The sequence below is a fragment of the Streptomyces sp. XM4193 genome (assembly GCF_023072595.1).
GTDB lineage: Bacteria > Actinomycetota > Actinomycetes > Streptomycetales > Streptomycetaceae > Streptomyces.
Genome location: NZ_JALLGK010000002.1, coordinates 533,757 through 557,782, shown reverse-complemented (window position 1 = coordinate 557,782; position 24,026 = coordinate 533,757). Strand labels below are relative to the sequence as shown.

The 24,026-nt window shown below is 70.4% G+C and carries 25 protein-coding genes and 1 pseudogene; 13 read left to right on the top strand and 13 right to left on the bottom strand.

Going from position 1 to position 24,026, the window contains the following annotated elements; all coding sequences use genetic code 11:
- The first annotated feature begins 128 nt into the window (after nt 1-128).
- Entirely contained in the window at nt 129-881 is a 753-nt protein-coding gene (locus MTQ01_RS09655) for a CPBP family intramembrane glutamic endopeptidase (protein ID WP_247488609.1), read from the top strand.
- Here the strand turns inward: MTQ01_RS09655 and MTQ01_RS09650 are convergent.
- A complete protein-coding gene (locus tag MTQ01_RS09650; protein ID WP_247488606.1) occupies nt 811-1,767 on the bottom strand; it encodes a LysR family transcriptional regulator in 957 nt (318 codons plus the stop codon). The two genes, MTQ01_RS09655 and MTQ01_RS09650, sit on opposite strands and share 71 nt — an antisense overlap.
- 93 nt (nt 1,768-1,860) lie before the next feature.
- Between MTQ01_RS09650 and MTQ01_RS09645 the strand changes: the two genes are divergently transcribed.
- From MTQ01_RS09645 to MTQ01_RS09630, 4 genes are all read left to right on the top strand, one after another.
- A complete protein-coding gene (locus tag MTQ01_RS09645) occupies nt 1,861-2,583 on the top strand; it encodes a succinate dehydrogenase cytochrome b subunit (RefSeq protein ID WP_247488604.1) in 723 nt (240 codons plus the stop codon).
- A 1-nt stretch (nt 2,584) separates the two neighbouring features.
- Nucleotides 2,585-4,639: a fumarate reductase/succinate dehydrogenase flavoprotein subunit gene (locus tag MTQ01_RS09640; RefSeq protein WP_247488602.1), complete on the top strand. Its 2,055-nt coding sequence runs from the start codon at nt 2,585-2,587 to the stop codon at nt 4,637-4,639.
- On the top strand, nt 4,636-5,379 hold the full coding sequence (locus MTQ01_RS09635; RefSeq protein WP_247488600.1) for a succinate dehydrogenase/fumarate reductase iron-sulfur subunit: 744 nt from the start codon (nt 4,636-4,638) through the stop codon (nt 5,377-5,379). Before MTQ01_RS09640 ends, MTQ01_RS09635 begins: the two co-directional genes overlap by 4 nt.
- A gap of 151 nt (nt 5,380-5,530) precedes the next feature.
- Nucleotides 5,531-5,983, top strand: coding sequence for a VOC family protein (locus MTQ01_RS09630; RefSeq protein WP_247488597.1), 453 nt, complete (start codon nt 5,531-5,533; stop codon nt 5,981-5,983).
- Here the strand turns inward: MTQ01_RS09630 and MTQ01_RS09625 are convergent.
- The 4 genes from MTQ01_RS09625 to MTQ01_RS09610 all read right to left on the bottom strand — a co-directional run bounded on the left by MTQ01_RS09625 (nt 5,943) and on the right by MTQ01_RS09610 (nt 9,406).
- Nucleotides 5,943-6,773 carry an alpha/beta hydrolase gene (locus MTQ01_RS09625; RefSeq protein WP_247488595.1) on the bottom strand — a complete coding sequence of 277 codons (831 nt, stop codon included), beginning with the start codon at nt 6,771-6,773 and terminating at the stop codon, nt 5,943-5,945. The two genes, MTQ01_RS09630 and MTQ01_RS09625, sit on opposite strands and share 41 nt — an antisense overlap.
- Before the next feature lie 198 nt (nt 6,774-6,971).
- Nucleotides 6,972-7,340: a hypothetical protein gene (locus MTQ01_RS09620; protein ID WP_211039263.1), complete on the bottom strand. Its 369-nt coding sequence runs from the start codon at nt 7,338-7,340 to the stop codon at nt 6,972-6,974.
- Nucleotides 7,337-8,356: a sigma-70 family RNA polymerase sigma factor gene (locus MTQ01_RS09615; RefSeq protein WP_247488593.1), complete on the bottom strand. Its 1,020-nt coding sequence runs from the start codon at nt 8,354-8,356 to the stop codon at nt 7,337-7,339. The genes MTQ01_RS09620 and MTQ01_RS09615 overlap by 4 nt, the downstream gene beginning before the upstream one ends.
- A gap of 252 nt (nt 8,357-8,608) precedes the next feature.
- On the bottom strand, nt 8,609-9,406 hold the full coding sequence (locus MTQ01_RS09610; RefSeq protein WP_247488592.1) for a VOC family protein: 798 nt from the start codon (nt 9,404-9,406) through the stop codon (nt 8,609-8,611).
- A 441-nt stretch (nt 9,407-9,847) separates the two neighbouring features.
- Between MTQ01_RS09610 and MTQ01_RS09605 the strand changes: the two genes are divergently transcribed.
- Nucleotides 9,848-11,470, top strand: a complete 1,623-nt coding sequence (locus MTQ01_RS09605) for an FAD-binding oxidoreductase (protein WP_247488590.1) — start codon at nt 9,848-9,850, stop codon at nt 11,468-11,470.
- A 19-nt stretch (nt 11,471-11,489) separates the two neighbouring features.
- Here MTQ01_RS09605 and MTQ01_RS09600 read toward each other — a convergent pair whose 3' ends face one another.
- Nucleotides 11,490-12,431, bottom strand: coding sequence for an alpha/beta hydrolase (locus MTQ01_RS09600; protein WP_247488588.1), 942 nt, complete (start codon nt 12,429-12,431; stop codon nt 11,490-11,492).
- Between the two features lie 260 nt (nt 12,432-12,691).
- Here MTQ01_RS09600 and MTQ01_RS09595 point away from each other — a divergent pair, with 260 nt between their 5' ends.
- Together MTQ01_RS09595 and MTQ01_RS09590 are read left to right on the top strand one after the other, a co-directional pair.
- Complete coding sequence (locus tag MTQ01_RS09595) at nt 12,692-13,672, top strand: helix-turn-helix domain-containing protein (RefSeq protein ID WP_247488586.1); 981 nt, start codon at nt 12,692-12,694, stop codon at nt 13,670-13,672.
- A gap of 93 nt (nt 13,673-13,765) precedes the next feature.
- Complete coding sequence (locus tag MTQ01_RS09590; protein WP_247488584.1) at nt 13,766-14,656, top strand: helix-turn-helix domain-containing protein; 891 nt, start codon at nt 13,766-13,768, stop codon at nt 14,654-14,656.
- Between the two features lie 29 nt (nt 14,657-14,685).
- Here the strand turns inward: MTQ01_RS09590 and MTQ01_RS09585 are convergent, their stop codons facing one another.
- Complete coding sequence (locus tag MTQ01_RS09585; protein WP_247488582.1) at nt 14,686-15,168, bottom strand: MarR family winged helix-turn-helix transcriptional regulator; 483 nt, start codon at nt 15,166-15,168, stop codon at nt 14,686-14,688.
- 109 nt (nt 15,169-15,277) lie between these two features.
- Between MTQ01_RS09585 and MTQ01_RS09580 the strand changes: the two genes are divergently transcribed.
- A complete protein-coding gene (locus tag MTQ01_RS09580; protein WP_247488580.1) occupies nt 15,278-16,069 on the top strand; it encodes an SDR family NAD(P)-dependent oxidoreductase in 792 nt (263 codons plus the stop codon).
- 99 nt (nt 16,070-16,168) lie between these two features.
- On the opposite strand, the gene MTQ01_RS09575 is transcribed toward MTQ01_RS09580, so the two are convergent.
- Nucleotides 16,169-17,200, bottom strand: a complete 1,032-nt coding sequence (locus MTQ01_RS09575) for a right-handed parallel beta-helix repeat-containing protein (RefSeq protein ID WP_247488578.1) — start codon at nt 17,198-17,200, stop codon at nt 16,169-16,171.
- A gap of 250 nt (nt 17,201-17,450) precedes the next feature.
- On the opposite strand from MTQ01_RS09575, the gene MTQ01_RS09570 reads away from it, so the two are divergent.
- Both MTQ01_RS09570 and MTQ01_RS09565 read left to right on the top strand, forming a co-directional pair.
- Nucleotides 17,451-18,824, top strand: coding sequence for a glutamate decarboxylase (locus MTQ01_RS09570; RefSeq protein ID WP_247488575.1), 1,374 nt, complete (start codon nt 17,451-17,453; stop codon nt 18,822-18,824).
- Between the two features lie 237 nt (nt 18,825-19,061).
- Nucleotides 19,062-19,526 (top strand): flavodoxin family protein, encoded by a 465-nt coding sequence (locus tag MTQ01_RS09565; protein ID WP_247488573.1) that lies wholly within the window; start codon nt 19,062-19,064, stop codon nt 19,524-19,526.
- A 195-nt stretch (nt 19,527-19,721) separates the two neighbouring features.
- Here the strand turns inward: MTQ01_RS09565 and MTQ01_RS09560 are convergent, their stop codons facing one another.
- Nucleotides 19,722-20,192: an ATP-binding protein gene (locus MTQ01_RS09560; RefSeq protein WP_247488571.1), complete on the bottom strand. Its 471-nt coding sequence runs from the start codon at nt 20,190-20,192 to the stop codon at nt 19,722-19,724.
- A gap of 25 nt (nt 20,193-20,217) precedes the next feature.
- Here MTQ01_RS09560 and MTQ01_RS25280 point away from each other — a divergent pair.
- Both MTQ01_RS25280 and MTQ01_RS09550 read left to right on the top strand, forming a co-directional pair.
- Nucleotides 20,218-21,236: pseudogene (locus tag MTQ01_RS25280) on the top strand (Scr1 family TA system antitoxin-like transcriptional regulator).
- Complete coding sequence (locus MTQ01_RS09550) at nt 21,233-21,421, top strand: DUF397 domain-containing protein (RefSeq protein ID WP_247488569.1); 189 nt, start codon at nt 21,233-21,235, stop codon at nt 21,419-21,421. Before MTQ01_RS25280 ends, MTQ01_RS09550 begins: the two are co-directional and overlap by 4 nt.
- Nucleotides 21,422-21,482: 61 nt before the next feature.
- Here the strand turns inward: MTQ01_RS09550 and MTQ01_RS09545 are convergent, their stop codons facing one another.
- The 4 genes from MTQ01_RS09545 to MTQ01_RS09530 form a co-directional block, all read right to left on the bottom strand.
- A complete protein-coding gene (locus tag MTQ01_RS09545; RefSeq protein ID WP_247488566.1) occupies nt 21,483-21,800 on the bottom strand; it encodes a hypothetical protein in 318 nt (105 codons plus the stop codon).
- A gap of 43 nt (nt 21,801-21,843) precedes the next feature.
- A complete protein-coding gene (locus MTQ01_RS09540) occupies nt 21,844-22,698 on the bottom strand; it encodes an immunity 49 family protein (RefSeq protein ID WP_247488564.1) in 855 nt (284 codons plus the stop codon).
- An 89-nt stretch (nt 22,699-22,787) separates the two neighbouring features.
- A complete protein-coding gene (locus tag MTQ01_RS09535; RefSeq protein WP_247488562.1) occupies nt 22,788-23,537 on the bottom strand; it encodes an immunity 49 family protein in 750 nt (249 codons plus the stop codon).
- A 241-nt stretch (nt 23,538-23,778) separates the two neighbouring features.
- Nucleotides 23,779-23,976: a hypothetical protein gene (locus MTQ01_RS09530; protein WP_247488560.1), complete on the bottom strand. Its 198-nt coding sequence runs from the start codon at nt 23,974-23,976 to the stop codon at nt 23,779-23,781.
- Nucleotides 23,977-24,026: the final 50 nt, after the last annotated feature.

Sequence of the window (24,026 nt, the reverse complement as noted above, 5' to 3'; positions counted from 1 at the left end):
AGGGCTCGCGGCGCGGGCTTGGGGCGGGGCTCGCCGGGGCGGGCGCGCCGCGGGTCGCCCGGCTCACGGACCGGCGACGGGCCGGGCCGCTCCCCGGCCCGGGCCGGGGCTCTTCTACGCTCGCGGACATGAGCCTGTCACTGCACCGCTCCCCCGGCACCGCGTTCGGCATCGCCGTGGGGGTGCTCGCGGGCGCACACGTGTTGGACCACCGGCTCGGCCCGCCCGCCCATGTCCCGGTCTCGCTGGCCTCGACCGGGCTGCTGCTGCTCACCGCCCGCGGCGCGGGCCTCAGCGCCGCCGAACTCGGCCTGGGACGCGCCCGGTTGGGGCACGGGCTGCGGTGCGGCGCCACCGCCGCCGCGGGGGTGGGCGCGCTCTACGCCGCGGGTGCGCTGCTGCCCGCGACCCGGCCGCTCTTCGCCGACGGCCGGGCCGAGGAGCGGCTGCCGGGTCTGCTGCGGCAGATGCTGCTGGAGGTGCCGCTGGGCACGGTCCTGCTCGAGGAGGTCGGCTTCCGCTGCGTGCTGCCGGCCCTGCTGCGACGCTCCTGCGGTCCGCGCCTGGGCGAAGCGGTTCCGGTGGCGCTCTTCGGGCTGTGGCACGTGCTGCCCTCGGCCGCGCTCGCCGCCTCCAACCCGGCGCTGGCCGCCGCCTCCACCGGCAACCGGGCCCCCGGCGGGGACGGCGTCTCCCGGACGGCGGCGGCCTCGGGCTCGGTGGCCGTCACGGCGGCGGGCGGTGCGGTGTTCGCGGCGCTGCGGCGGCACACCGGCAGCGCGCTCGCGCCGGCGCTGCTGCACACGGCGTTCAACTCCCTCGGGTATCTGGCCGCTTGGTCCGTGAACCGGCGCTCCCGTCGCCGGACACGGAGGAGTTGACCGAGGCGGGAAGCCGTTCGGCGAGGATGCGGGAGAGTTCGCGCGCGGCGCGCGGGGGCGAGACGTCGCCCCGGTGCGCGACCGACACCGAGCGGTGCAGTCCGGGCGCGGCGAACCGGGTGACCCGCAGCCCGGAGCGGTCGGCGACCATGTGCGGTACGACCGCGACACCGAGCCCGGCGCGCACCAGGCCGAGCACCGCGTCCATCTCGCCGCCCTCGACTGACAGCACCGGCTCGAACCCGGCGGACCGGCACGCCCCCAGGGTCAGTTCGCGCAGATCGTAGCCGCGGCGGAACATCACCAGCGGCAGGTGCCGCAGATCCTCGACCCGGATGCGGCGACGACGCACCGGCGCGGCCTCCTCCGGCGCGGAGACCACCACCAGCTCCTCGCGCAGCAGGTCGGTCGTGGTGAGCGCCGGGGCCTGGACCGGCAGCGGTGTGATGACGAGCGCCAGGTCCAGCTCGCCGGCGGCGAGCACTCGTACCAGGTCCTGCGATCCGCCCTCGCGGACCTGCAGTTCGACGCCGGGATAGCGGTCGTGGAAGGCGCGCAGCACGTCGGGCACCAGGCTGGCGCACAGACTCGGCGGCGCCCCCAGCCGCACCCGCCCGCGCCGCAGCCGGGCGACCTCCTGCACCTCGCGGCGGGCGGTCTCCGTGTCGGCGAGGATGCGGCGCGCCAGCGGCAGCAGCGCCTCGCCGGCGTCGGTGAGGGCGATGTGGCCGCGGGCGCGGTGGAAGAGCTCGGTGCCCAGCTCCCGCTCCAGCGCCTTGATCTGCTGCGAGAGCGAGGGCTGGGCGACGAGTTCGCGTTCGGCGGCCCGGGTGAAGTGGCGGGTGTCGGCGACCGCCGTGAAGTAGCGGAGCTGGTGCAGCTGCATACCGGCAGCCTAGCGCCGCGATAGGTGTTGCCTATGGAGCGCAGACTTTCCATGTCTTGGACTGATGCACCCGCCGCTCCCTACCTTCGTTCCATGGCACAGGCGACTGCGAGGCGACACAGCGGCAGACAGGCGTCGACCGTGGACCTGCTGTGGCGGTCGACGATCGGCAAGAAGCTGGTGATGGCCGTCACCGGCGTGATGATGCTGCTCTACCTCGTCGGCCACATGCTGGGGAATCTGAAGATCTTCTTCGGGCCGGAGGAGTTCAACGGATACGCGCACTGGCTGCGCACCCTCGGCGAACCGCTGCTGCACTACGAGTGGTTCCTGTGGCTCGTGCGCCTCGCGCTGCTCGCCGCGGTGGTGCTGCACGGGATCGCCGCCTACCAGCTCAGCCGCCGCGATCTGGCGGCCAGACCGAAGCGGTACGCGCACCGGGGCGGCTCCGCGCGCCGCGGCGGCTACGCCGCCCGCACCATGCGCTGGGGCGGCGTGATCCTCGCGCTGTTCCTGGTCTGGCACATCCTCGATCTGACCACCCACACCGTGAACCCCAACGGCGAGGCCGGCAAACCGTACGAGAACGTCGTCGCCACCTTCGGCACCTGGTACGGGAACCTCATCTACGGCGTCGCGATGGTCGCCGTCGGCCTGCACGTGCGGCACGGGCTCCGCAGCGCGGCGCACAGCCTGGGCGCCGCCACCGCCGGACGCGACCGGGCGCTGCGGTTCCTCGGCGACGGCCTCGCGCTCGTGCTCACCGCGGGTTTCCTCTCCGTACCCCTCGCCGTCCAGATCGGAGTCGTGAGCTGAGATGACCACACCACCAGGGGCCGACACCGGCCGGGACGCCGCCGAGCGGGACGGACACGGCGAGCAGCCGCCTCCGGCCGACGCCGACGCGGGGCGCGCCGCCCCGTACGCCGACTACCGCGTGGGCGAACCGCTGGTGGACCGCAGCGCACCGGAGGGGCCGATCGCCGAACGCTGGGACCGCCGCCGTTTCGAGGCCAAGCTGGTCAACCCGGCGAACCGCCGCGGTCACACCGTCATCGTGGTCGGCACCGGTCTCGCGGGCGGCGCGGCCGGTGCCACCCTCGCCGAACAGGGCTACCGCGTACTGCAGTTCTGCTACCAGGACTCCCCGCGCCGCGCGCACTCCATCGCCGCGCAGGGCGGCATCAACGCCGCCAAGAACTACCGCAACGACGGCGACTCGGTGCACCGCCTCTTCTACGACACCGTCAAGGGCGGCGACTTCCGCGCCCGCGAGTCGGGCGTGCACCGCCTCGCGCAGGTCTCGGTGGAGATCATCGACCAGTGCGTGGCGCAGGGCGTGCCCTTCGCCCGCGAGTACGGCGGTCTGCTGGACACCCGCAGCTTCGGCGGCGTCCAGGTCTCCCGCACCTTCTACGCCCGCGGGCAGACCGGGCAGCAACTGCTGCTCGGCGCCTACCAGTCGCTCTCCCGGCAGATCGCCGCCGGACAGGTGGAGATGCGGGCGCGCACCGAGATGCTGGACCTGATCGTCATCGACGGCCGTGCGCGCGGCATCGTCGCCAGGGACCTGGTGACCGGGCGCATCGACAGCTACCTCGCGGACGCGGTGGTGCTCGCCACCGGTGGCTACGGCAACGTCTTCCACCTCTCCACCAACGCCAAGAACTCCAACGCCACCGCGCTGTGGCGGGCACACCGGCGCGGCGCGTACTTCGCCAACCCCTGCTTCACCCAGATCCACCCCACCTGCATCCCGCGGGCCGGCGACCACCAGTCGAAGCTGACGCTGATGAGCGAGTCCCTGCGCAACGACGGCCGCATCTGGGTCCCCGTCCGGGCGGGCGACGACCGGCCGCCGCGCGAGATCCCGACGAGCGAGCGGGACTACTACCTGGAGCGCCAGTACCCGGCGTTCGGCAACCTCGTACCGCGCGACATCGCCTCCCGCGCCGCCAAGAACGTCTGCGACGAGGGCCGCGGCGTCGGACCGGGCGGTCAGGGCGTCTACCTCGACTTCGCCGACGCGATCGCCCGGCTCGGCCGGGAGGCGGTCGCGGAGCGCTACGGCAACCTCTTCGAGATGTACGAGCGCATCACCGCCGAGAGCCCGTACGAGACACCGATGCGGATCTACCCGGCCATCCACTACACGATGGGCGGGCTGTGGGTCGACTACGACCTCCAGACCACGGTGCCCGGCCTCTTCGCGATCGGCGAGGCCAACTTCTCCGACCACGGCGCCAACCGGCTCGGCGCCTCCGCCCTGATGCAGGGCCTGGCGGACGGGTACTTCGTCCTGCCCTCGACCCTCGGCGACTACCTGGCGCGGCTGCCCCGCGACGCGGAGTTCCGCGACATCGACCGCGACCATCCGGCCGTGCACGCCTGCGTCGGCGAGGTCACCGACCGGCTCTTCGCCCTCCTGTCCAACAACGGCGACCGCAGCCCCGAGTCCTTCCACCGGGAGATCGGCGAACTGCTGTGGGAGGAGTGCGGGATGGCGCGCGACGAGGCGGGGCTCAAGCGCGCGCTGGAGCGCATCCCCGCGCTGCGCGAGGAGTTCTGGCAGCGCATCCGGGTGCCGGGCAGCGGCCGGGAGCTCAACCAGTCGCTGGAGAAGGCGAACCGGGTCTCCGACTACCTGGAACTGGCCGAACTCCTCTGCCTGGACGCCCTGCACCGCACCGAATCCTGCGGAGGCCACTTCCGCACCGAGAGCCAGACCGAGAGCGGGGAGGCGCTGCGCGACGACGAGTCGTACACCTACGCGGCCGGCTGGGAGTTCACCGGCGTCGGCCGGGCGCCGGTCCTGCACCGGGAACAGCTGAACTTCGAGTACGTCCACCCGACCATGCGGAGCTACGCGTGAAACTCCATCTGCGCATCTGGCGCCAGCCCGGTCCCGACGCCCCGGGCCACATGGCCCGTTACGAACTCGACGGCGTCTCCCCCGACATGTCCTTCCTCGACATGCTCGACACCCTCAACGAGCAGTTGATCGCCGAGGGTTGCGAGCCCGTCGCCTTCGACCACGACTGCCGGGAGGGGATCTGCGGGGCGTGCGGCGTGGTCATCAACGGCGAGGCGCACGGCCCCGAGCGCACCACCACCTGCCAACTGCACATGCGCCACTTCTCCGACGGCGACACCATCGACGTCGAGCCGTGGCGGGCGGCGGCCTTCCCGGTGGTCAAGGACCTGGTGGTGGACCGCTCCGCGATGGACCGGGTCATCGGCTCCGGCGGCTACGTCAGCGTGCCGACCGGCAGCGCACCCGACGCACACGCCACACCCGTGCCCAAGCCCGACGCGGACGAGGCCTTCACCCACGCCGAGTGCATCGGCTGCGGCGCCTGCGTGGCTGCCTGCCCCAACGGTGCGGCGATGCTCTTCACCGCCGCCAAGGTCGTCCATCTCGCCTCACTGCCGCAGGGCAGGGTCGAGCGCGAGAGCCGGGTGCTGGACATGGTCGGCACGATGGACGAGGAGAGTTTCGGCGGCTGCACCGTCACCGGCGAGTGCGCCACCGCATGCCCCAAGGGCATCCCGCTGACCTCCATCGCCGCGATGAACAGGGAGTACATGCGCGCGGTGCGCAAGCGCCACTGATCCCCAACCGGCCCGTGGCGCAGGGGTGTCGGGCCCCGTCCCGGCCGCCGGGCGCTCCAGCGCCGTGGCGAATTCCCGACGCGAGGGGTGGCGTTGTCATAGGTCTGCGGCACGCTGGCTGCACACGAGGCGGCCGATGTGAGGGAGAGCGATGGCGACCAGGCTTCAGGTGACAGTGGACTGCGCGGACCCCGGTCGGCTGGTCGCCTTCTGGGCGGAGGCACTCGGCTACGTCCCCGCGCCTCCGCCGGAGGGGTTCGCCGACTGGTACGCGTACTACCGCAGCATCGGTGTGGCGGAGTCGGAGCTGCCCGACGACGGGGATCTCACCGATTCGGTCGTCGACCCCTCGGGAGTTGGTCCGCGCCTGTGGTTCCAGCAGGTGGCGGAGCCCAAGTCCGGCAAGAACAGGCTGCATCTGGACCTTCGGGTGACCGACGGACGGCGGGTCCCGCTGCCCGAGCGGCGGCGGGAGGTGGACGGCGAGGTGGCGCGGCTGCGTGCGGCCGGCGCCCAGGTGCTGCACACCCTGGACGCCGAGGGGCTCGACCACTACGCGGTGGTCATGAGCGACCCGGAAGGGAACGAGTTCTGCGTGTGCTGACGATCTCGGTGGGCAGCGCGGCGAAGTCCGGGCCGAACGTGCCGCCCTGACCTCCCGCGGAGCCGCCGTCCGCACCGTCCGCACCGACGCTGCCGCTGCCGTTCGCGCCGCTGCCGCCGCCGTTCGCGCCGATCATTTCGGCGACCAGGCGTCCGACCCATTCGTGCCACACCGCGCTGCGGCGCAGCATGGCGTGGTCGCTGCCGGTGATCTGGATGCCGTGCGCCAGGGCGCCCTGCTCCCGGGCCCGCTCGACGAACGCCCAGGACGCCAGCGGGTCGGTCATCCGGTCGCGATCGGAGTGGAGCAGCACGGCCGGTTTGCCGGCGAGATGCGCGGTCGGCTCGTATTCCGGGCACCAGGGAGCGAGCGCCACCACCCCGCGCACCGCCGGGTGGCCGGCGATGTGCAGTGCTGCCCGGCCGCCCATGGAGTGGCCGAGCAGCACGACGGGCAGGTCGCCGTACCGGGCGAGCAGGGTGTCGAGCGCGGCCCGCGCGTCCTGCGCGGGGTCGGCACGTCGGCCGTTCCAACCGCGGCACCGGTACCGGGCCTGTGCGACGAGCGCGGGGACGCCCGCGGTCGCGCGCACGACGGTGGAGGCGAACGGGCGCAGTCTGCGCGAGGGCAGGTTGAGTGCCGTCGGCGGTCCGAGCCCCCGGGCCCGGCCGCCGTGCAGCATCAGCACCAGGGCGCGCGGCTCGGCGGGCGCGCGGTAAATCCTCGGCGGGAGGTGCTCGGAGGCCGGAAGGCTCGCCGACTCCCCCTCCGCGGGCTTCTCGACGGTCACACGCTGCTCACTCTCGCTGTCGACGGGCTCGGATGCCGCGGGGCATCCCGCGCAGCTCTCCGGGCCTGCGCCTCGTCCCTGATTCGTAGCCGACCGCACCGAGGATGGGTCGGTGCTCACGGCGCGCTCGGCAGCCGCGACGGGGCGGCTGCGGGCGGGACTGCCGTACGGGCCGCGATGCCGTACGGGCCCCGCGGCTCAGCCGCGGCTGCGGTGCACCAGCCCCGCGAGGGTCAGTGAGCCCCAACCCACCGCCACCGCCACCGCTTTGGCCCGGTTGCCCTTCGGGAGGGTGCCCGCGAGCAGCACGGCGTCACCGAAGTCCGCGGCCAGGCGGACCGCCGCCGCCGTGCGCAGCGCGGGGCCCTCGGGGGCGAGGGCCAGCGCCGCGCCCGAGGCCGCGTCGCGGAAGCCCAGCGGTCTCAGCGAGGTCGCGGTGTGGTGGGCGACCTCGCCCCTTCGGTCGACCAGCCCCGAGGGGCGGGCGAGGAGCTGTGGGCGGAGCGTCACCGCGAGGCCGTACGCGGCGGTCGCCACTCCCACGGTGCGCAGCAGTGCTGTGTTCATGGACGCTCTTCTTCCCCCGCACCCTGCACGGACACCTCCTCGATGAGCTCGGGCAGCCCGAACTTCTCGAAGAGCGCCAGATCGAAGAAGGCCACCACATGGGCGACCTCGGCACCCTCGAGCGTGAGCACATGGAGGTTCCACGGACGGAACGGCTGCCCCGCGCTCTCCCGCAGATACATCGCGAAGGCGTGCTGGCCGTTCAGCTCGGTCGCTATCAACCGCATGTCGCCGGGGCCCGCCGGGCAGTTCCGGCGGATCAGCTCACCGATGTGCACAGGACCCCTGAACCAGCTGAGGAAAGGAGGCATCTCCCACACGGCGTCCTGGGTGAACAGCCCGACGATGGCGTCGATGTCCTTCTTCTCGAAGGCCGTCACATAGCGGTCGAGCAGCTCCCGCTGGGCCGGGGTGGTCGGCTCGTCGACGGTCTCCTCGCTCGGAGTCACCGACTTGAGCTGAACCCGCGCCCGCTGGAGCGCGCTGTTGACCGAGGCCACGGTCGTGCCCATCAGCTCCGCCACCTCCGCGGCCCGCCATCTGAGCACGTCCCTGAGCAGCAGCACCGCACGCTGGCGGGGCGGCAGGTGCTGGAGCGCGGCGACGAAGGCGAGCCTGATGGACTCGCGCGAGGTGACGATGGCGGCCGGATCGGCGCCGTCCGCGCCGACCATCGCGTCCGGCACCGGCTCCAGCCAGGGCACCTCGCGCTGCTCCGTCAGCTCGTCCGCGGGCTGGGCGTCCGGGGTGCCCAGGCCGGTCGGCAGCGGACGCTTCTTGCGGCTCTCCAGGGCGTCCAGACAGGTGTTGGTGGCGATGCGGTGCAGCCAGGTGCGCATGGAGGACCGGCCCTCGAAGGCGTCGTACCCCCGCCAGGCCCGCAGATAGGTCTCCTGCACCAGATCCTCGGCGTCGTGCACCGAGCCGAGCATTCGGTAGCAGTGAGCGAGCAGCTCCCGCCGGAACGGGTCGGCCAGCCGTGGGAACTCCTCCCTGATCTCGTCCTGTTGAGTCATCGACAACCCTCTCGCTCGACCCGGCTGCGGCACGTTTCGTCATCGTGGCAGAGACCACTGACAATCCCGCCGCAACCGGACGGCACCCGTTCGGTCCGCCCTGCCCACTCTCCAGCTCACACCCGCACCGCCGGCTCCGCCACCCGGGCGACCCGCGGCGCCGGGGCATGGGCCGAGGCCCCGGTGCCGGGGGCGGGAGGCGTCAACGGGCAGGCCCCGCGCGGAAGGCGTCACGGGCGCAGGGGTGCGGCGCTACGGCGAGGTGCGGGGCGAGAGAGGCGGGGCTTCGCGTTCCTCGCCGCTGAGGACCCCGCACACCGCTCCCGCCGGGTCGGCGAAGACCGCCAGTCGCCCCGCAGCCGACTCCGTCGGCGGAAGAAGCACCGAAGCGCCCTGTTTGACGGCGGAGTTGAGCACGGCGTCGCAGTCGACGACGGCGAACCACGGCTGCCACTGCGACCGGGCGCCGGCCGCCCGGCTCTCCGCGGGCAGCTGGACGATGCCGCCGTGCGCCGCCCGTCCGACGGCCGCGACCGAGCGGTGGAGCCCGCCGCAGCCGCCGCTGTCCCGCACCTCCCAGCCGAGCACCGCCCGGTAGAAGGCGGCGGCGACGTCGGCGTCGGTCGAGCAGAGCTCGACCCGGGTCAGTGCCCCGGGCTCGTCGACCGTCTCCAGGCCCTCCCCGCCGGAACCGCCCAGCGTGAAGCGCCCGCCCGTCGGATCGTGGACGACGACGGTGTCGGTGACGGCTGTCGCCGCGGGGACCGGGTCGGCGGTTCCGCCGTTCGCCCGCACCGCCTCCAGCGCCGCGGCCGGGTCGGGCGCCCGGAAGCGTACGGTCCACCGGTCCCGCCGCGCGGACCGCCGGTGTTCGGTTCCGGCGACCCGGAGGCCGTCCAGGGTGAAGCGGCCCGCCTCCTCCGCGCCCCGGCCGGTCCGCCGGTGCCGCCAGCCGAACAGCTCGCCGTAGAAGGCCGCGGAGGCTGCCGCGTCCGAGGTCTCCAGGGCGATCCAGGCGGGCGCGCCGGGTGCCCGTTCGGTCCTTAACATGCTGGCCACTCCTTGTCGGCCGCGGTCGCCGCGGCCCGGCTTCCGGCCCGTTCGGCGCTGTGGGTGCCCTGCCGGCTCGGTGTGCCGACCGGCTCGGGTCGCCGGTCAGCCGTGGGCCGTGCGCCGGTGAGAGCCGCGCCCCGAGCCTCAGGCTAGGTACGGCCCGTCCGCCCCGCCTGTCGAGCGGCCACGGGCCGGGCCGGCCGCGACGGGACCACCGGGAGCCGGCGGACGGATGCGCGCCTCGCCCGAGCGCGGGCGGGCTCCGCGCGCGGGACGGCACGGGTGCGGACGGCGGCACCGGGGGTTCCCACGGACCGGCGGTCCACCCCCGCAGCCCTCTGGCGTCGACTGCTACCCGTAGGTAGGTTTCGAGCCCGGCAGGGCGGCGGTGCAGGCGGGAGCGTGCGTGCCCGCACGGGTACCAGGGAGCGTGGACACATGGCCGACGGACCGACCGACAGGTCCTGGTGGGGTTGGGGCAGGGAGTCCGAGCAGCTCGGCGACGAGGAGTGCGCCGCGCTCGGCGCGCTGCTGCCCGGACTGCGGGAGCACCCCGTACCGGTCCCGGACATCCACCGACTCGACCTGCCCGCGCCGAGGTTGGCCCCGCCCGGGGCGCTTGCCGAGCTGGTCCGCGCCGATCCCGCGCTGCGCGCCGCGCACACCTACGGCAAGGCGTTCCGCGACGTGGTGCGCGCGCTGGCCGGGGAGATGTCCGCCGCTCCGGACCTGGTCGCGCTCCCCCGCCGGGAGGCGGACGTGGTGGACCTGCTCGACTGGGCGAGCCGGGAGAACGTCGCCGTGGTGCCGTTCGGCGGCGGCAGTTCCGTGGTGGGCGGGGTGGAGTACCGGGAGGGCGACCACGCCGGTGTCCTCTCGCTCGACCTCGGCCGGCTCGACCGGGTGCTGGAGGTCGACCGCGAGAGCCGCGCCGCCCGCATCCAGGCCGGTGCGTTCGGCCCGGCCCTGGAGGCTCAACTGCGCCCGCACGGCTACACCCTGCGGCACTTCCCGCAGAGCTTCGAGTTCTCCACCCTGGGCGGCTGGCTGGCCACCCGGGCGGGCGGGCACTACGCCACCGGCCACACCCATATCGACGATTTCGTCGAGTCGATGCGGGTGGTGGCGCCGAGCGGCGTGCACGAGTCGTGGCGGCTGCCCGGCTCCGGAGCGGGGCCGTCGCCCGACCGACTCTTCCTCGGCTCGGAGGGCGCCCTGGGAGTGATCACCGAGGCGTGGCTGCGGGTGCAGGAACGCCCCGCGCACAGGGCCTCCGCCTCGGTGCTCTTCGACGACTTCCCGGCCGCTCTGCGCGCCGTCCGCACGCTGGCGCAGTCCGGGCTGAACCCGGCCAACTGCCGGTTGCTCGACCCCGGTGAGGCGATGCTCGGCGGGGCGGGCGACGGCAGCAGCAGCGTGCTCGTCCTGGGTTTCGAGTCGGCCGGACAGCCGGTGGAGGCGCTGCTCGAACAGGCGCTGGACCTCGTGCGCGGACACGGCGGCCGAGTCCCCACCGGCGGCGGATCCGGTGACCGCCCGGCCGCCGAGCGCCCCGACGGACCGGCCGCGAGCCCCGCCGCGGACCCCGCCGGGGCCTGGCGCTCGGCCTTTCTGCGGATGCCGTATCTGCGCGACGCGATGACGCGGATGGGCGCCGTGGTGGAGACCTTCGAGACCGCGCTGACCTGGGACCGCGCCCCCGAGCTGATCGAGGCGGTGCGCACCGGGTTGGGCCGGGCCGTCGAGGAGGTCACCGGCCGGCCCGGCATCCTCAACTGCCGTCTCACGCACGTCTATCCGGACGGCTGCGCGCCGTACTTCACCGTCATCGCCGCCGGGCGCGACGGCGCGCAGCGGGCGATGTGGGACGAGATCAAGGCCGCCGCGGGCGAGATCCTGGCGCGCCACCGGGCGACCATCACCCACCACCACGCCGTCGGCCGCGACCATCGTCCCTGGTACGACCGACAGCGTCCCGAACTCTTCGCCGACGTACTGCGCTCCGCGAAGAGTTCGCTGGACCCGGCCGGCATCCTCAACCCCGGCGTGCTGGTGGACTGAACCGCGCCGGGCCAGGGGCTCAGCCGTCCTCGGCCTCGGGCCGCTCCGCGGGGGCGTGCAGCGACTCCCGGAAGAAGGCGACGGCCTCCTCGACCGCGCGGTCGACGTACTTGGGTACGTCGTAGAAATCCATGTGCGCGCCGCCCTCCACGACCACCAGCCGCTTCGGTCCGCGCACCCGGCCGTGCAGTTCGGTGGTGTGCCACAGCGACCCGGCCTCGCTGCCCGCGACCATCAGGACCGGCTGGGTGAGCAGATCCTCGACGAGGTGGAAGGCGTCGAAGGCGAAGATCTTGGCGATACTGCGGGCGAAGAGCTTCCTGTTCTCCGCGTTGACGTGCCGGCCGCGCGGAGTGAGGTAGTACTCGGACGCCTCCACCAGGTCCCGCGGCGTACCGGCGGCCGGATCAGCCGGGACGTAGGGGATGTAGGCAGGGGCGCCGCCCTGCGATTCGGTGGTGCGCTGCTGCGCGGCGGCGACCAGGGTCGGTACGGCGGCGGCGTCCAGCCCGTTGCCCGTCCAGCCCCTGCGGTAGCCGCTGCCGATGTTGAGCGCGGAGACGGTGGTGACCGCCCGCAACCGGTGGTCGGTCATCGCGGCGTTGACCGCGTAGCCGCCGCCGGAGCAGACCCCCAGGACGCCCAGGCGCTCGGCGTCGACGCACTCCAGCGACTGGAGGTGGTCCACGGCCGCCCGTACGTCCTCCACTCTCGCCCCGGGGTCCTCCAGATGGCGCGGCTGCCCGCCGCTGGCGCCCTGGTAGGAGGCGTCGTAGGCGAGCGCGACGAAGCCCTGTTCGGCGAGCCTGGCCGCGTAGAGCCCGGCCGTCTGCTCCTTCACACCGCCGCCCGGATGCACGGTGACGACAGCCGGACGGCGCTCTGAGGCGCGGAGGTCGTCGGGGAGATGGAGGTTGCCTGCCATCGTGATCGGCCCGTTCGGGAAGGTGATGGCTTCCACGCCTGACTCCCTCTGCTCATGCCGCGCGCCCAGCCGATCGCGGCGGTGTCGACGATCAGGAAAACCGGTCGAGGAACGCGGTCGCACCGCACGCCAACACGGCTGCAAGGAACGGGCGTTCGGAGTTTCCCCGGGTTGCGGAAGGCTTCGGCCTCGGTCCGCGTCCCGCTTGCGGAGCAGAATCCCACCCGCGGAACGGCTCAGCCAGGGACGGATTCCTCCCTGCCACGGCAGCCCGCACCGGGCACAGACTGGCCGACATGAGTGACAGCGCACGCACCGACGGGCTCGGAGCCTTCCTGAGGGCTCGCCGGGGCGAGTTGAGCCCGCGCACCGTCGGTCTGCCGGAGGCCGGAGGCCGCCGACGGGTGAGCGGACTGCGCCGCCAGGAGGTCGCCGCGCTCGCCGCGATCAGCACCGACTACTACACCCGCCTCGAACAGGGCCGCGCCCGCCCCTCCGCCGCCGTGCTGATCAAGCTCGCCCGGGTGCTGCACCTGGACGACGATCGGCGGGCACAACTCTTCGCACTCGCCGGAGAGTTGGCCGAACGCCCGGTGCGGCGCGCCGCCCAGCAGGCCCGGCCGCGACTGCGCAGAGTCCTCCACGATCTGCACACCACGCCCGCCCTCGTCCTCGGCAGAAGCATGGAAGTCCTCGCCTGGAACTCCCTGGCCGCGGCGCTGATCACGGACTTCTCCCAAGTCCCGGAGAAACAGCGGAACTTCGTCCGCATCCTCTTCTGCGACCCGGCGATGCGGAAGCTGCACGCGGACTGGGAGCACGTCGCCCGCACCTGTGTGACGCAGCTGCAGACAGAGGCCGCGCGGGACCCGGACAACCCTCGGCTGACCTCCCTCGTCGGTGAACTCTCCGTCCGCGACGAGCACTTCCGCCGCTGGTGGGGTGCGCACGAAGCGCCGGCGCGCACCGTCGGCACCACCACGATGCACCATCCGATCGTCGGCGAACTCACTCTGGACTGGGAGTCGTTGGCCGCCATCGGCACCGACGGACAGCAGGTGCTCCTCTGGACGGCGGAACGCGGTACGCCCTCGCACGACGGTCTGCACATCCTCGCCTCCTGGTCCCGCTCCTCCGAAACAGGCTCGACCGGAGCGGAGTCGGCCGGAGCGGACTCGACCGGAGCGGGCTCGTCCGAAACAGAAGGGCCACGGAGCGGGCCGGATCCGTCGAACAGCGACCGTCGACGACCCGCAGACGGAAGCGACCAGCTCTGAAACGGCACCCGTCCGAACATCCGGACGGGGCGCCGAGTCGCCCAACTGTCGGGAAACCGCCCCTCGTTGGACGGTTCACGTCACACTGTGTGCATGACTAGTGGCAGCGGAGACGTGAAAGAGCTGGGCACCTTCCTCAAGACCCGCAGGGCCGAGCTGAGCCCCGCGGGCGTCGGCCTGCCCGACCTCGGAACTCCTCGCCGGGTGCAGGGACTTCGCCGCGAGGAGGTGGCACAGCTCGCCTCGATCAGCACCGACTACTACACGCGGATCGAGCAGGGCAGGATCGACGCGTCGATGCCGGTCCTGGAGAGCGTCAGCCGCGCCCTGCGTCTCTCGCCGGACCAGCGCACCTACCTCTTCCACTTGGCCGGAAAGCCCGCGCAGACGCGGCTCGCGCACTCGGCGCGCACCGTCTCCTCGCACACCCGCAGGCTTCTGGACACCCTCGGCGACTCCCCCGCGCTCGTCCTGTCCACCACCATGGACGTACTGGCCTGGAACCGGCTGGCCTCCGCGCTCTTCCTCGACTTCGGGAAGCTCCCCGAGGAGGACCTGAACTACGTCTGGCTGCTGTTCGACAGGCCGGAGATGCGGGACCTGTACGCGGACTGGGCGTCGGGCGCCCGGGCGTGCGTGGCGTATCTGCGGATGCACACCGCCGGCCGCCCCGAGACCCCCGAACTCGGCCGCCTGATCGCGAAGATGGCGCCGTACGAGGAGTTCACCCGCTGGTGGGAGGGGCACGAGGTCGCCGTCCAGGGCACCGGCAGCAAGGAGTTCGTCCACTCCGCCGCCGGCACCCTCGACCTGGACTGGGACACCCTGACCAGCTCGACCGACTCCGACCAGTTCATCGTCGTGTGGACCGCACCGCCCGGCAGCCCCTCGCAGGAGGGCCTGCGACGCCTGGCCGCCCACGCGGAGGCGATCGGGGCGACCGCCGGAGAGGCGGTGGCCCGCGAAACCGCCGGGCGGGCGTAGCGCGGCGCGGGCCCGGGAGCTGGGTGCACCTACGAAGTGGCCTTGGGGGGCAGCATCCAGCCGTCTTCGGTGCTGATGGCCGTCGTGATGCGGCGGCTGATATCGCGCAGTTGCCTCGCCTGGGCCATGGTCAGGGAATCGAAGACCAGCCGGTTGACGGTGGCCTCGTGTCCGGGGGTGGCCTGCTCGACCTTGCGCTCGCCGACGTCGGTGAGGATGGCGAGAGTGAAGCGGCCGTCGGTCGGGTCGGCCGCCCGGCGCATCCAGCCCTTCGCCTCCAGTCGGGCCACCGCGCGCGAGAGGCGGGACAAGGAGCTGTTGGAGTAGCCGGCCAGGGTGCTCATCCGTAGGGTGCGGTCCTCCGCGTGGGCGAGCGCGAACATCACGCCGTACTCGAAGTGTGTCAGTGCGGCGTCCCGCTGAAGCTGCGTGTCGAGAGCAGCCGGTAGCCATTCCAGGACGGTGGCCAGGGCCGACCAGGTTTCAAGATCGTTGCTGTTGAGTCGTGCCATCGCGCCACCCTAGCCATGATCACTTGACCAGGAAAGTCATCGCGTCCTAGTTTTACTTGACTGGGAAAGTCAAAACAGCCGGTACGGCACCACAGGAACGAGAAGCTCCATGGACCTGCGACTCAAAGACAAGACCGCCTTCATCAGCGGTTCGACACACGGCATCGGCTTCGCCGTCGCACGCGCGCTGCTCGGCGAAGGCGCGACAGTGATCATCAACGGGCGCAGCGAGAGCGGCGTCCAGGACGCCCTGCAGCGGCTCCGCGTCGAGCTGCCCGACGCCGAAGTCTCCGGACTCGTCGCCGACTTCAGCGATGCCGCCCAAGTCCAGCACCTGCTGAAGTCACTGGGTGATCTCGACATCCTCGTCAACAACGTCGGCCTCTTCGGCCTCAGCCGCTTCGTCGATGTCTCCGACGACGAGTGGCAGCACTACTTCGACGTCAACGTCATGAGCGGCGTCCGACTCTCCCGCCAAGTCCTGCCGGGCATGCTCGACAGGAACTGGGGCCGCATCATCTTCATCAGCAGCGAATCGGGAGTGAACATCCCCGCCGACATGGTGCACTACGGAGCGACGAAGGCAGCGATGATCGCCCTCGGCAACGGCCTCGCCAAGACCACCCGTGGAACTGAGGTCACCGTCAACACGATCCTCGGCGGACCCACCTGGTCGGACGGCGTCGCGGACACCGTCACCGGCATCGCCCGGGCCCAGAACATGCCGACCGACGACCTGAAGGCCGCGATCATCGGCGCCAACCAGACCACACTCCTGCAACGCTTCATCGAACCGTCCGAAATCGCACAACTCGCGCTCTACCTGGCCAGCCCGCTGTCGGCAGCCACCAACGGAGCCGCGGTCCGAGCCGACGGCGGCGTTCTCACGACAATGGTCTAGCGCGGCACAGGGTCAGCGCGGCACAGGGTCAGCGCGGAGCCGTCGCGGCGCGGCCCTCTCCGGCGCGGAACGGCCCGGCGCGGCCCGGCGGGCTTCGGTTCAGCCGATCGGGACTCCCGGGGTCGCGAGGCCGTCGCCGCCGGTCACCGTGTTGTCGGAGGCGATCGTCACCGGGCAGGAAGCGGCGTCGTAATTGGTGATCTCGAACGCGTACCGTCCGCTGCCGGTGGCACCGGCGAGGTCCGAGTCGTTGCCGCGGAAGACGGTGCCGCAGCCCCAGCCGGGCTGCGGACTGTGCGTCTGGTAACCGTCGTTGAGCGTGCCCACTCCGGTGTTGTTCTCGATGAGGTAGTCGTTGCCCTTCACGTCGACCCAGGAGTCGTCGTAGTGGACGTTCGCGAGACCGTCGCCGTGGAAGGTGTTCCCCGAGACGATTCCACCGGTGGTGCCCTCCTTGATGTCGACGTTCTCACCGCGCACCCGGGGGCCGATGGTGTTGTTCTCGATCCGCACGCGGTCGCTGCGGTCGTCCAGGGTGTTGGCCGAGCCGATGTACACGCCCTCGCCCATGCCGCGGCCGTCGGTGCCGGTGTCGCGAACCGTGGAGTTCTTCAGCACGCCGTGGCTGCTGGACCTGCGGAAGTGCACGCCCTCCATCGTCAGGTCGTGCACGGTGATCGAGTCGAGCACGACGTAGTCGCTCGCGTCGACCATCACGCCCTTCTGGCCGCCGGTGACGGTGACCCCGTGGATCGTCCAGTGGCTCGCGGAGTCGACGTGCAGCCCGTACCCGCCGCCGCTCGGCGCGGTCAGGACGGCGTCGGCGGAACCGGTGAGGATGATCCGGTTCTCGCGCTCGCCCGGCCGGTTGATCTTGAAGTTGCCCGCGTACACGCCGTCGGCCAGCTCGATCGTCTGCCCGGGCTCGGCCGACGCCAGCGCCTCCTTCAGCTCCCCGCCGTCCGCCACCCGTACGGAGGCGGCGGCGCTCGCCGCGCGCGGAGCGTTCGGGCCGTTCGGGCCGGGGGCGGCCGAGGCGCTGGTCGTGCAGACAACTCCCAGCACCACGAGGGACGTTGAGCAGGTCAGTACGGCGCGGCGGGCTCGGGCGGCACGGCGTCGGGACGGCATACGGCACTCCTGGGGGCGAGGCGCGGGCAGAGCAGGACAAGCCGGCGACGAGGCGCGCGGCGGGAGCGGACCGGGACAGCCCTGAACGCTGGTCCGGACCTTCACCGCTGTCAAGACCTCGCGCCTCGCCGCACCCGCTGCTCCCGCCGCACCCACCACCCGTTCGGCCCCCTCTCCTTCGCCCCGCCCCCGCCTCCGCTGCCAGCGTGGGACGGGCGGGGGCACGGGCGACGAGCAGAGAGGGCCGGCCATGGCGCTGCACCAGGTGGAACACGGCCGCGGCGACGAATCCGGCGACGTCTACAGCCATCCGCTGAGCCAGGAACCGCTGCCCAAACACCGGGTCCCCAAGCGCACTTCGCCACCGGAGACCGTCCACGCGCTGGTCCGCGACGAACTCGCGCTGGACGGCAACTCCTCGCAGAACCTCGCCACCTTCTGCACCACCTGGGCCGAACCCCAGGTCCACGCACTGATGGACGAGTGCCTCGACAAGAACATGATCGACAAGGACGAGTACCCGCAGACCGCCGAGATCGAATCCCGCTGCGTCCACATGCTCGCCGACCTCTGGCACTCCCCCGCGGGACGCGGCACCGCGGGCTGCTCGACCACAGGTTCCAGCGAAGCGGCGATGCTCGGCGGCCTCGCGCTCAAATGGCGCTGGCGCGAAAGCCGCCGCGCCGAGGGCAAACCGACCGACCGGCCCAACCTGGTGTGCGGCCCGGTCCAGGTCTGCTGGGAGAAATTCGCGAGGTACTTCGATGTGGAGCTGCGCCAGGTCCCGCTGGAGCCGGCCGCCACCGGCCTGCGCCCCCACCAACTCCGCGCGCACATCGACGAGAACACCATCGGCGTCGTCGCCATCCTCGGCGTCACCTACACCTGCGACTACGAGCCGGTGGCCGCGCTCGCCGCCGAACTCGACGCCGTGCAGAGGGACTTGGGCCTGGACATCCCGATCCACGTGGACGCGGCCAGCGGCGGCTTCGTGGCGCCCTTCCTCCAACCCGCGCTGCCGTGGGACTTCCGGGTGCCCCGCGTCGCCTCCATCAACGCCTCGGGCCACAAGTACGGAATGGCACCGCTGGGAGTGGGCTGGATCATCTGGCGCACCGCCGAACTGCTCCCGGACGACCTCGTCTTCCGCGTCAGCTACCTCGGCGGCGAGATGCCCACCTTCGCACTCAACTTCACCCGCCCCGCCGGGGAGATCGTCGCGCAGTACTACACGCTGCTGCGCCTCGGCCACGAGGGCTACCGCGCCGTACTCACCGCCTGCCGCCGCACCGCCTGCGCACTGGCGGGCGACATCTCCTCGATGGGCCCCTTCCGGCTGCTCTACGACGGCGGCACCGCCCTGCCCGCCGTCTCCTGGACACTCGCCGACCCCGACCGCGCGGGCTTCACCCTCCACGACCTCACCGACCGGCTGCGCCGACGCGGCTGGCAGGTGCCCGCGTACCCCTTGCCCGCCGACCGCGAACAGACGGTCGTCCAGCGGGTGTTGATCCGGCACGGCATCAGCCACGACAAGATCGCACTACTGGTCGACGACATCCGCGCCGCCGTGGACGACCTCACCGCCGGCACCCCGCCACCCCAACAGTCCTTCCACCACTGACAGCCCACCCGCCGTGCCCACAGCAGCCCCGGCAGCCCCGGCAGCCCCGGCAGCCCGCGTACGCGCACGCAGCGCCCGTACGCGCACACCCGACGCACCGACGCACCGACGCACCGACGCACCGACGCACCGACGCACCGACGCACCGACGCACCGACTGAAGCGTCCCCGATGTCACATCCGGCACTCGCGCTCCGTCATGCCTGTGTGAAGCAGGCAACCGAAGGGACCCCCGCCATGAGGACCGTCATCGTGTGCACGTCCGTGTCGCACGGCAACACCCGCAAGATCGCCGAGGCCATGGCGGCGGAGCTCGACGCGAGGGTCGTCACGGCCGAGGAGGCGAACGCGGACCCCGCGCTGCTGGCGGAGGCAGACCTCGTCGGCTTCGGCTCCGGCGTCTTCTACGCCAGGCTCCACCCCAGCCTCCTGGACGTGGCCAAGGCGCTTCCAGTCGGACCGGGCCGCACGTTCGTCTTCGCCACCAGCGGGTTCCCGGAGCTGCCGCCGGCGCCCTTCTTCCGGCCGCTGGTGCGGCTGCTGGAGTCCAAGGGCCGTACGGTGCAGGGCCGTTACTCCTGCCGGGCCTTCGACACCTGGGCGCCGCTGCGGCTCGTCGGCGGCGTCAACAAGAACCGGCCGAACGACGACGACCTCGCCGAAGCCCGCACCTTCGCCCGCCACCTCAAACAGACCACCTGACCGCCGTGGAGCACTGACCAGCAGGACGGCGTCCACCGGCGCACCCGTGAGTCCGGCGTCCACTGTGGGACGCAGAGGAGGAGCCACAGCGCCGATGCATACGGACCTCCGACCCAGCCGCCCGAAACGCCTCACGTACAGCTCACCGAGCCTGCTCCGACGGACGCGGGCCCGGGCCTGAACCGGGGTTGGCCTTCAGGTCGGGCGCGGGGTCGGGGCCGTGCACAGCGCCCAGACTGTCTTGCCCGGCCCAGGCCGGGCACGTACGCCCCAGTCCCGGGCGTACGCCTCCACCAGCAGCAGCCCCCGACCGTACGTCTCCTCGAGCGGATCGGCCGGTACGGCGAGCCGGGCGGGCAGCGCCGGGTGCGGATCGCAGACCTCGATCCGTACGGATGTGGGCACGCCCGCCACGTCGTCGGCGTACTCCAGCCGTACGGCGAAGTCCCGCCCCGGCACCCGCCCGTGCACCACCGCGTTCGCGGCCAACTCGGCGACCACCAGCAGCACTTCGTCATGCAGACGCACGCCGCGCGGCAGCCCCCACGCGTCCAGCTGATGCGCGGTGAGCAACCGGGCGAGCCGCGCACCCCGCGGCGTGGCGGAGAACCGCTGCTTGAACGTCCGGCACGCGCCGGTTGGTTGGAGATCCTCAGAAACCTTCACGGCGTCAGCTTTGAGCCAACTACACATGGTTCGACAGGTTCACCGCTGGTACAGATCATCTTGTACGGGTTCACGCACTGGACTGGGCGGGTTGCGGCGAGTAACCATCACGTGTGGAACGGGGGTTCTGCACAGGGCACTTCAGGTGCGCACCGTCTCGCGAAAGGCGACCGCAAATGCCAGCGGAGATGCACGAAACGACCAACGGCGACGACCCCGCCGCCGGCGCACCGGAACCCGAACTCTCCGACGCCTCAAGACGTTCGGCGCCGTGCTCAAGGCGCTGCGGGACGAGGCGCACCTCACCCAGGAGCAGTTCGCGCCCAGGGTCGGCTACTCGCCGCACTACGTGGCCAAGATCGAGCAGGGCAAACGCTTCCCACCGTCCGACCTCGCCCCGCGCGCCGAGGACCCGCTCGGCCCCGTCGCCTCCCGAGTCCTCACCGCCGCCATCCGCAGCCTGCGTCGCAAGGCGGGCCTGGCCACCTGGTTCCACCAATGGGCCAACATCGAGGAGGAAGCGAATGCCCTCTACGCGTACGAATGCCGGGTCGTGCCGGGGCTGTTGCAGCCGGAGCCGTACATCAGAGCCGTGTTCGAGCGCCACTTGCCCCGTCTGTCAGAGGACCAGATCGAACGCCAGGTCGCGGCTCGCCTCGAACGTCAACGGCTGCTCACCGAACGCCCGAACACTGACTTCTGCTTCATCATCGAAGAAGCACTGCTCCTGCGGAAGCTGGGTGGCCCGGAGGTCAACCACGCCCTGCTCGACCATCTGCTCGCACTCAGTCGCGCACGCAACATCGAGATCCTCGTCATGCCGGTCGAGCAGGAGGATCAGCAGGCGCAGAAGGGCAGCTCTATCTCGCCGAGATGACTGACCGCACCTGGGTCGGCTACGCCGAAGGCCACGGCAGCAGCACCCTCGTAACCGACGCGAAAGCGGCCAGCTCAATGCTCCATCGCTATGGGAAGATGCGTTCACAGGCCCTGAGCCCCCGTGCGAGCAGGAGCCTGCTGGAGCAGATGCGAGGAGACTCATGACCGACCAAAGGCTCAGCTGGCTCAAGAGCAGCTACAGCGGTGGCGGCGGCGACAACTGCGTCGAGGTCGCGATGGGGCAGAACGCCGTGCACGTACGCGACTCCAAGGAACGCCACCGCGCCGCGCTCACCCTCACCCTCACGGCCTGGTCGCAGTTCACCGCGCACCTCACGACCGAGCGCTGAGCACCTCACCTCCGCGACAACACCCGTACGGCCCGGCCGCAGGCAGCGCCTGCCGGCCTCCTCAACCGGTAGGCGCGTCCCCGCTTCGGTAGAAGCGCTCGAACACCTCGATCGCCTTGGCCGGCGGATAGTTGGGTACAACCCCGATCTCGCCGTTGTCCTTGGCAACCACGTAGTTGCTGCCACCCGGCTCAGCCGGCTGCGGCACTCCATTGATCGGCTCGGGCAACGGGAACGACGGGTAGACCACGTACCCGCTCTCGAACTCCTCCACATGCATCGCAGCAGGCACCCCGTCCGGCCCTACCGGACGCCCGTACTGCTCCAGCACCCTCTCGAGCGCCTCCGCACCCGACGCGGGCGGCTCCACCACACTCATCGTCACTCACTCCTCAACTTGCCACGACCGTAACCGAGTTCGGTCAGGTGGGGAACTCGTTCAGCCAAGAGCCCTCGAGCAGATGCTTCGGCAAGTACTCCGACTCCACCTCAACCGGCAAACCAGAATCCCGCGCCATACACGCCACCGCCAACGGCGCGAAGGCTACATAACCTGCATCATCGAGGCGTCGGTCATCACTATCCGTATCCCAGTACTGCTTATGCCACTTCAGGGAATCCGCCAACGCCTCATTGAAACCCTCAACATCACGTTGCAGAAATCTGATGAACACAGGGATCACAGGGGACATCAAATGCACCACAGGCTCACGACTCCCCGGACGAAGCTCCTCCGGGGCAGACAACTCCATTGCCCTCATCAACGACTCCACCACATCACCACGCCGCAGCCAATACCCCTGCAACGCATCCACCCACGGGTAGATGTACTCATCAAACCCACTTGGCGAACTCTGACGCAACAAATCAATCGGGACTTCACACAATGCCGTAACTCGATCCGCTTCGCGGCAAATTACAGCCAGCCAGAAGGCGTCCAACCAATTCCCGGCATTCGTATAGTACTGCGGAGGACTCACTTCGACAGGGCGAAGCTGATGCCCAATCATGACTTCAAGACCCAGATCCTCGGTCATCACCGACGCGAACATGGCAGAACCAATCTGCATCGCGACAGTTAGAGCCTCCCAGGATTCGAACTCCTCGGCGGTCGGATCGTTCACAGTGTGCGCAGCAGCGAAATCCTTCGCGGAACTCAAGCCAAGCGAAAGACCGCTGTAGCCAATGCTGCCATGAACGTTTATGAACCCCTCCCTATCATCGCGAAGAAATTCCGGCGACGGAGCTGTGACTTGGTGCCTCTCCACGTGAAACATCAAGGCATCCCCTTATCTTGCCGTCGGGATTCATCCAGACTTGATCGAACCTGCGATCTCCCTTGGCCCCTCCTGCGACCGCGACCAGATCAGGTGGGGAACTCGTTCAGCCAAGAGCCCTCGAGCAGATGCTTCGGCAAGTACTCCGACTCCACCTCAACCGACAAACCAGAATCCCGCGCCATACACGCCACCGCCAACGGCCCAAGCGCAAAGTTCCCGTCATCGTCATTGAGACGCTCCTCGACACTCCAATACGCCTTGTGCCACCTCAGGGAATCCGCCAACGCCTCGTTGAAACCCTCCGCATCACGCTCCAAGAACCTGATGAAGAGAGGAATCACCGGATACATCAAGTGCGACACAGCCTCGCGAGCCCCCGACTGAAGCTCCTCCGGAGCAGACAACTCCATCGCCCTCATCAACGACCCCGCCACATCACCACGCCGCAACCAATACCCCTGCAACGCATCCACCCACGAATAGATATATGCATCAAACCCAGAGCTAGCCCGCAACAAATCAACCGGCACCTCACACAACTCATCCAGGCGCCCAGACTCACGGCAAACCATCGCCAACCAAAAAGCCTCCAACCAATTTCCAGCGTTCGTATAGTACTGAGGCGGACTCGCCTCGATCTGTCGCCCCTCGTGTGCGATTACACGCTCGACCGATCCCTCATTCAGCAACACAGAAGAGAACATGGCAGAACCGATTTGCATTGCCACCACGAACGAGTCCCAAGTCTCGAAGATTTCCGAATTAGGATCTCCCGCAGAGAGAGAGAGAACGCCAACCTCTTGGCGTCCATAAAAGGCATGGAAAAATCTCCGCATCCGAGACTACGCGGGAGATCACCAACCGCCTCTCGATTTAAGTTCAAGAATTCTTCTGGCAGTGGAACTACCCGATGTCGGTCAATTTTGATAATCACGGCATCCCCTTATAGGCATTAAACTTGGACATTATATACCCGGCGTACGCCCCATGCTTCACGCCGGGCTTCACTGAGATATATTGCACCGCAATTGGATCGGAATCCAAAACTTTCTTCAGCGAGTCCGCCAATTTTCCTTCCTAGAACGCTGCATGCCGTGTTTGACCGTCCATGCTTCTACCTTCGTTCTGACTGCATTCCTTCATGTCATTGATGATCGTTTCGAAGTATTCGCAGGTACCTTGGCTGACGCTTTGGCCGGTGTGGCCGTAGCGCTCGCCGATATCTGCGCTCGGGCCCTTGACCTCGACCACGATGAACGTGCCGTCGGGGTTCATCCAGACTTGATCGAACCTGCGGTTTCCCTTGCCCCTTCCCGCGACCGCGA

Coding starts and splice junctions, on each gene's coding strand:
- MTQ01_RS09550 (WP_247488569.1), top strand. CDS start 21,233: ATGACCGACCAAAGGCTCAGCTGGCTCAAGAGCAGCTACAGCGGTGGC.
- MTQ01_RS09580 (WP_247488580.1), top strand. CDS start 15,278: ATGGACCTGCGACTCAAAGACAAGACCGCCTTCATCAGCGGTTCGACA.
- MTQ01_RS09640 (WP_247488602.1), top strand. CDS start 2,585: ATGACCACACCACCAGGGGCCGACACCGGCCGGGACGCCGCCGAGCGG.
- MTQ01_RS09575 (WP_247488578.1), bottom strand. CDS start 17,200: ATGCCGTCCCGACGCCGTGCCGCCCGAGCCCGCCGCGCCGTACTGACC.
- MTQ01_RS09605 (WP_247488590.1), top strand. CDS start 9,848: ATGGCCGACGGACCGACCGACAGGTCCTGGTGGGGTTGGGGCAGGGAG.
- MTQ01_RS09645 (WP_247488604.1), top strand. CDS start 1,861: ATGGCACAGGCGACTGCGAGGCGACACAGCGGCAGACAGGCGTCGACC.
- MTQ01_RS09620 (WP_211039263.1), bottom strand. CDS start 7,340: ATGAACACAGCACTGCTGCGCACCGTGGGAGTGGCGACCGCCGCGTAC.
- MTQ01_RS09615 (WP_247488593.1), bottom strand. CDS start 8,356: ATGACTCAACAGGACGAGATCAGGGAGGAGTTCCCACGGCTGGCCGAC.
- MTQ01_RS09570 (WP_247488575.1), top strand. CDS start 17,451: ATGGCGCTGCACCAGGTGGAACACGGCCGCGGCGACGAATCCGGCGAC.
- MTQ01_RS09590 (WP_247488584.1), top strand. CDS start 13,766: ATGACTAGTGGCAGCGGAGACGTGAAAGAGCTGGGCACCTTCCTCAAG.
- MTQ01_RS09585 (WP_247488582.1), bottom strand. CDS start 15,168: ATGGCACGACTCAACAGCAACGATCTTGAAACCTGGTCGGCCCTGGCC.
- MTQ01_RS09595 (WP_247488586.1), top strand. CDS start 12,692: ATGAGTGACAGCGCACGCACCGACGGGCTCGGAGCCTTCCTGAGGGCT.
- MTQ01_RS09630 (WP_247488597.1), top strand. CDS start 5,531: ATGGCGACCAGGCTTCAGGTGACAGTGGACTGCGCGGACCCCGGTCGG.
- MTQ01_RS09545 (WP_247488566.1), bottom strand. CDS start 21,800: ATGAGTGTGGTGGAGCCGCCCGCGTCGGGTGCGGAGGCGCTCGAGAGG.
- MTQ01_RS09540 (WP_247488564.1), bottom strand. CDS start 22,698: ATGTTTCACGTGGAGAGGCACCAAGTCACAGCTCCGTCGCCGGAATTT.
- MTQ01_RS09565 (WP_247488573.1), top strand. CDS start 19,062: ATGAGGACCGTCATCGTGTGCACGTCCGTGTCGCACGGCAACACCCGC.
- MTQ01_RS09655 (WP_247488609.1), top strand. CDS start 129: ATGAGCCTGTCACTGCACCGCTCCCCCGGCACCGCGTTCGGCATCGCC.
- MTQ01_RS09535 (WP_247488562.1), bottom strand. CDS start 23,537: ATGCGGAGATTTTTCCATGCCTTTTATGGACGCCAAGAGGTTGGCGTT.
- MTQ01_RS09610 (WP_247488592.1), bottom strand. CDS start 9,406: ATGTTAAGGACCGAACGGGCACCCGGCGCGCCCGCCTGGATCGCCCTG.
- MTQ01_RS09650 (WP_247488606.1), bottom strand. CDS start 1,767: ATGCAGCTGCACCAGCTCCGCTACTTCACGGCGGTCGCCGACACCCGC.
- MTQ01_RS09530 (WP_247488560.1), bottom strand. CDS start 23,976: ATGAACCCCGACGGCACGTTCATCGTGGTCGAGGTCAAGGGCCCGAGC.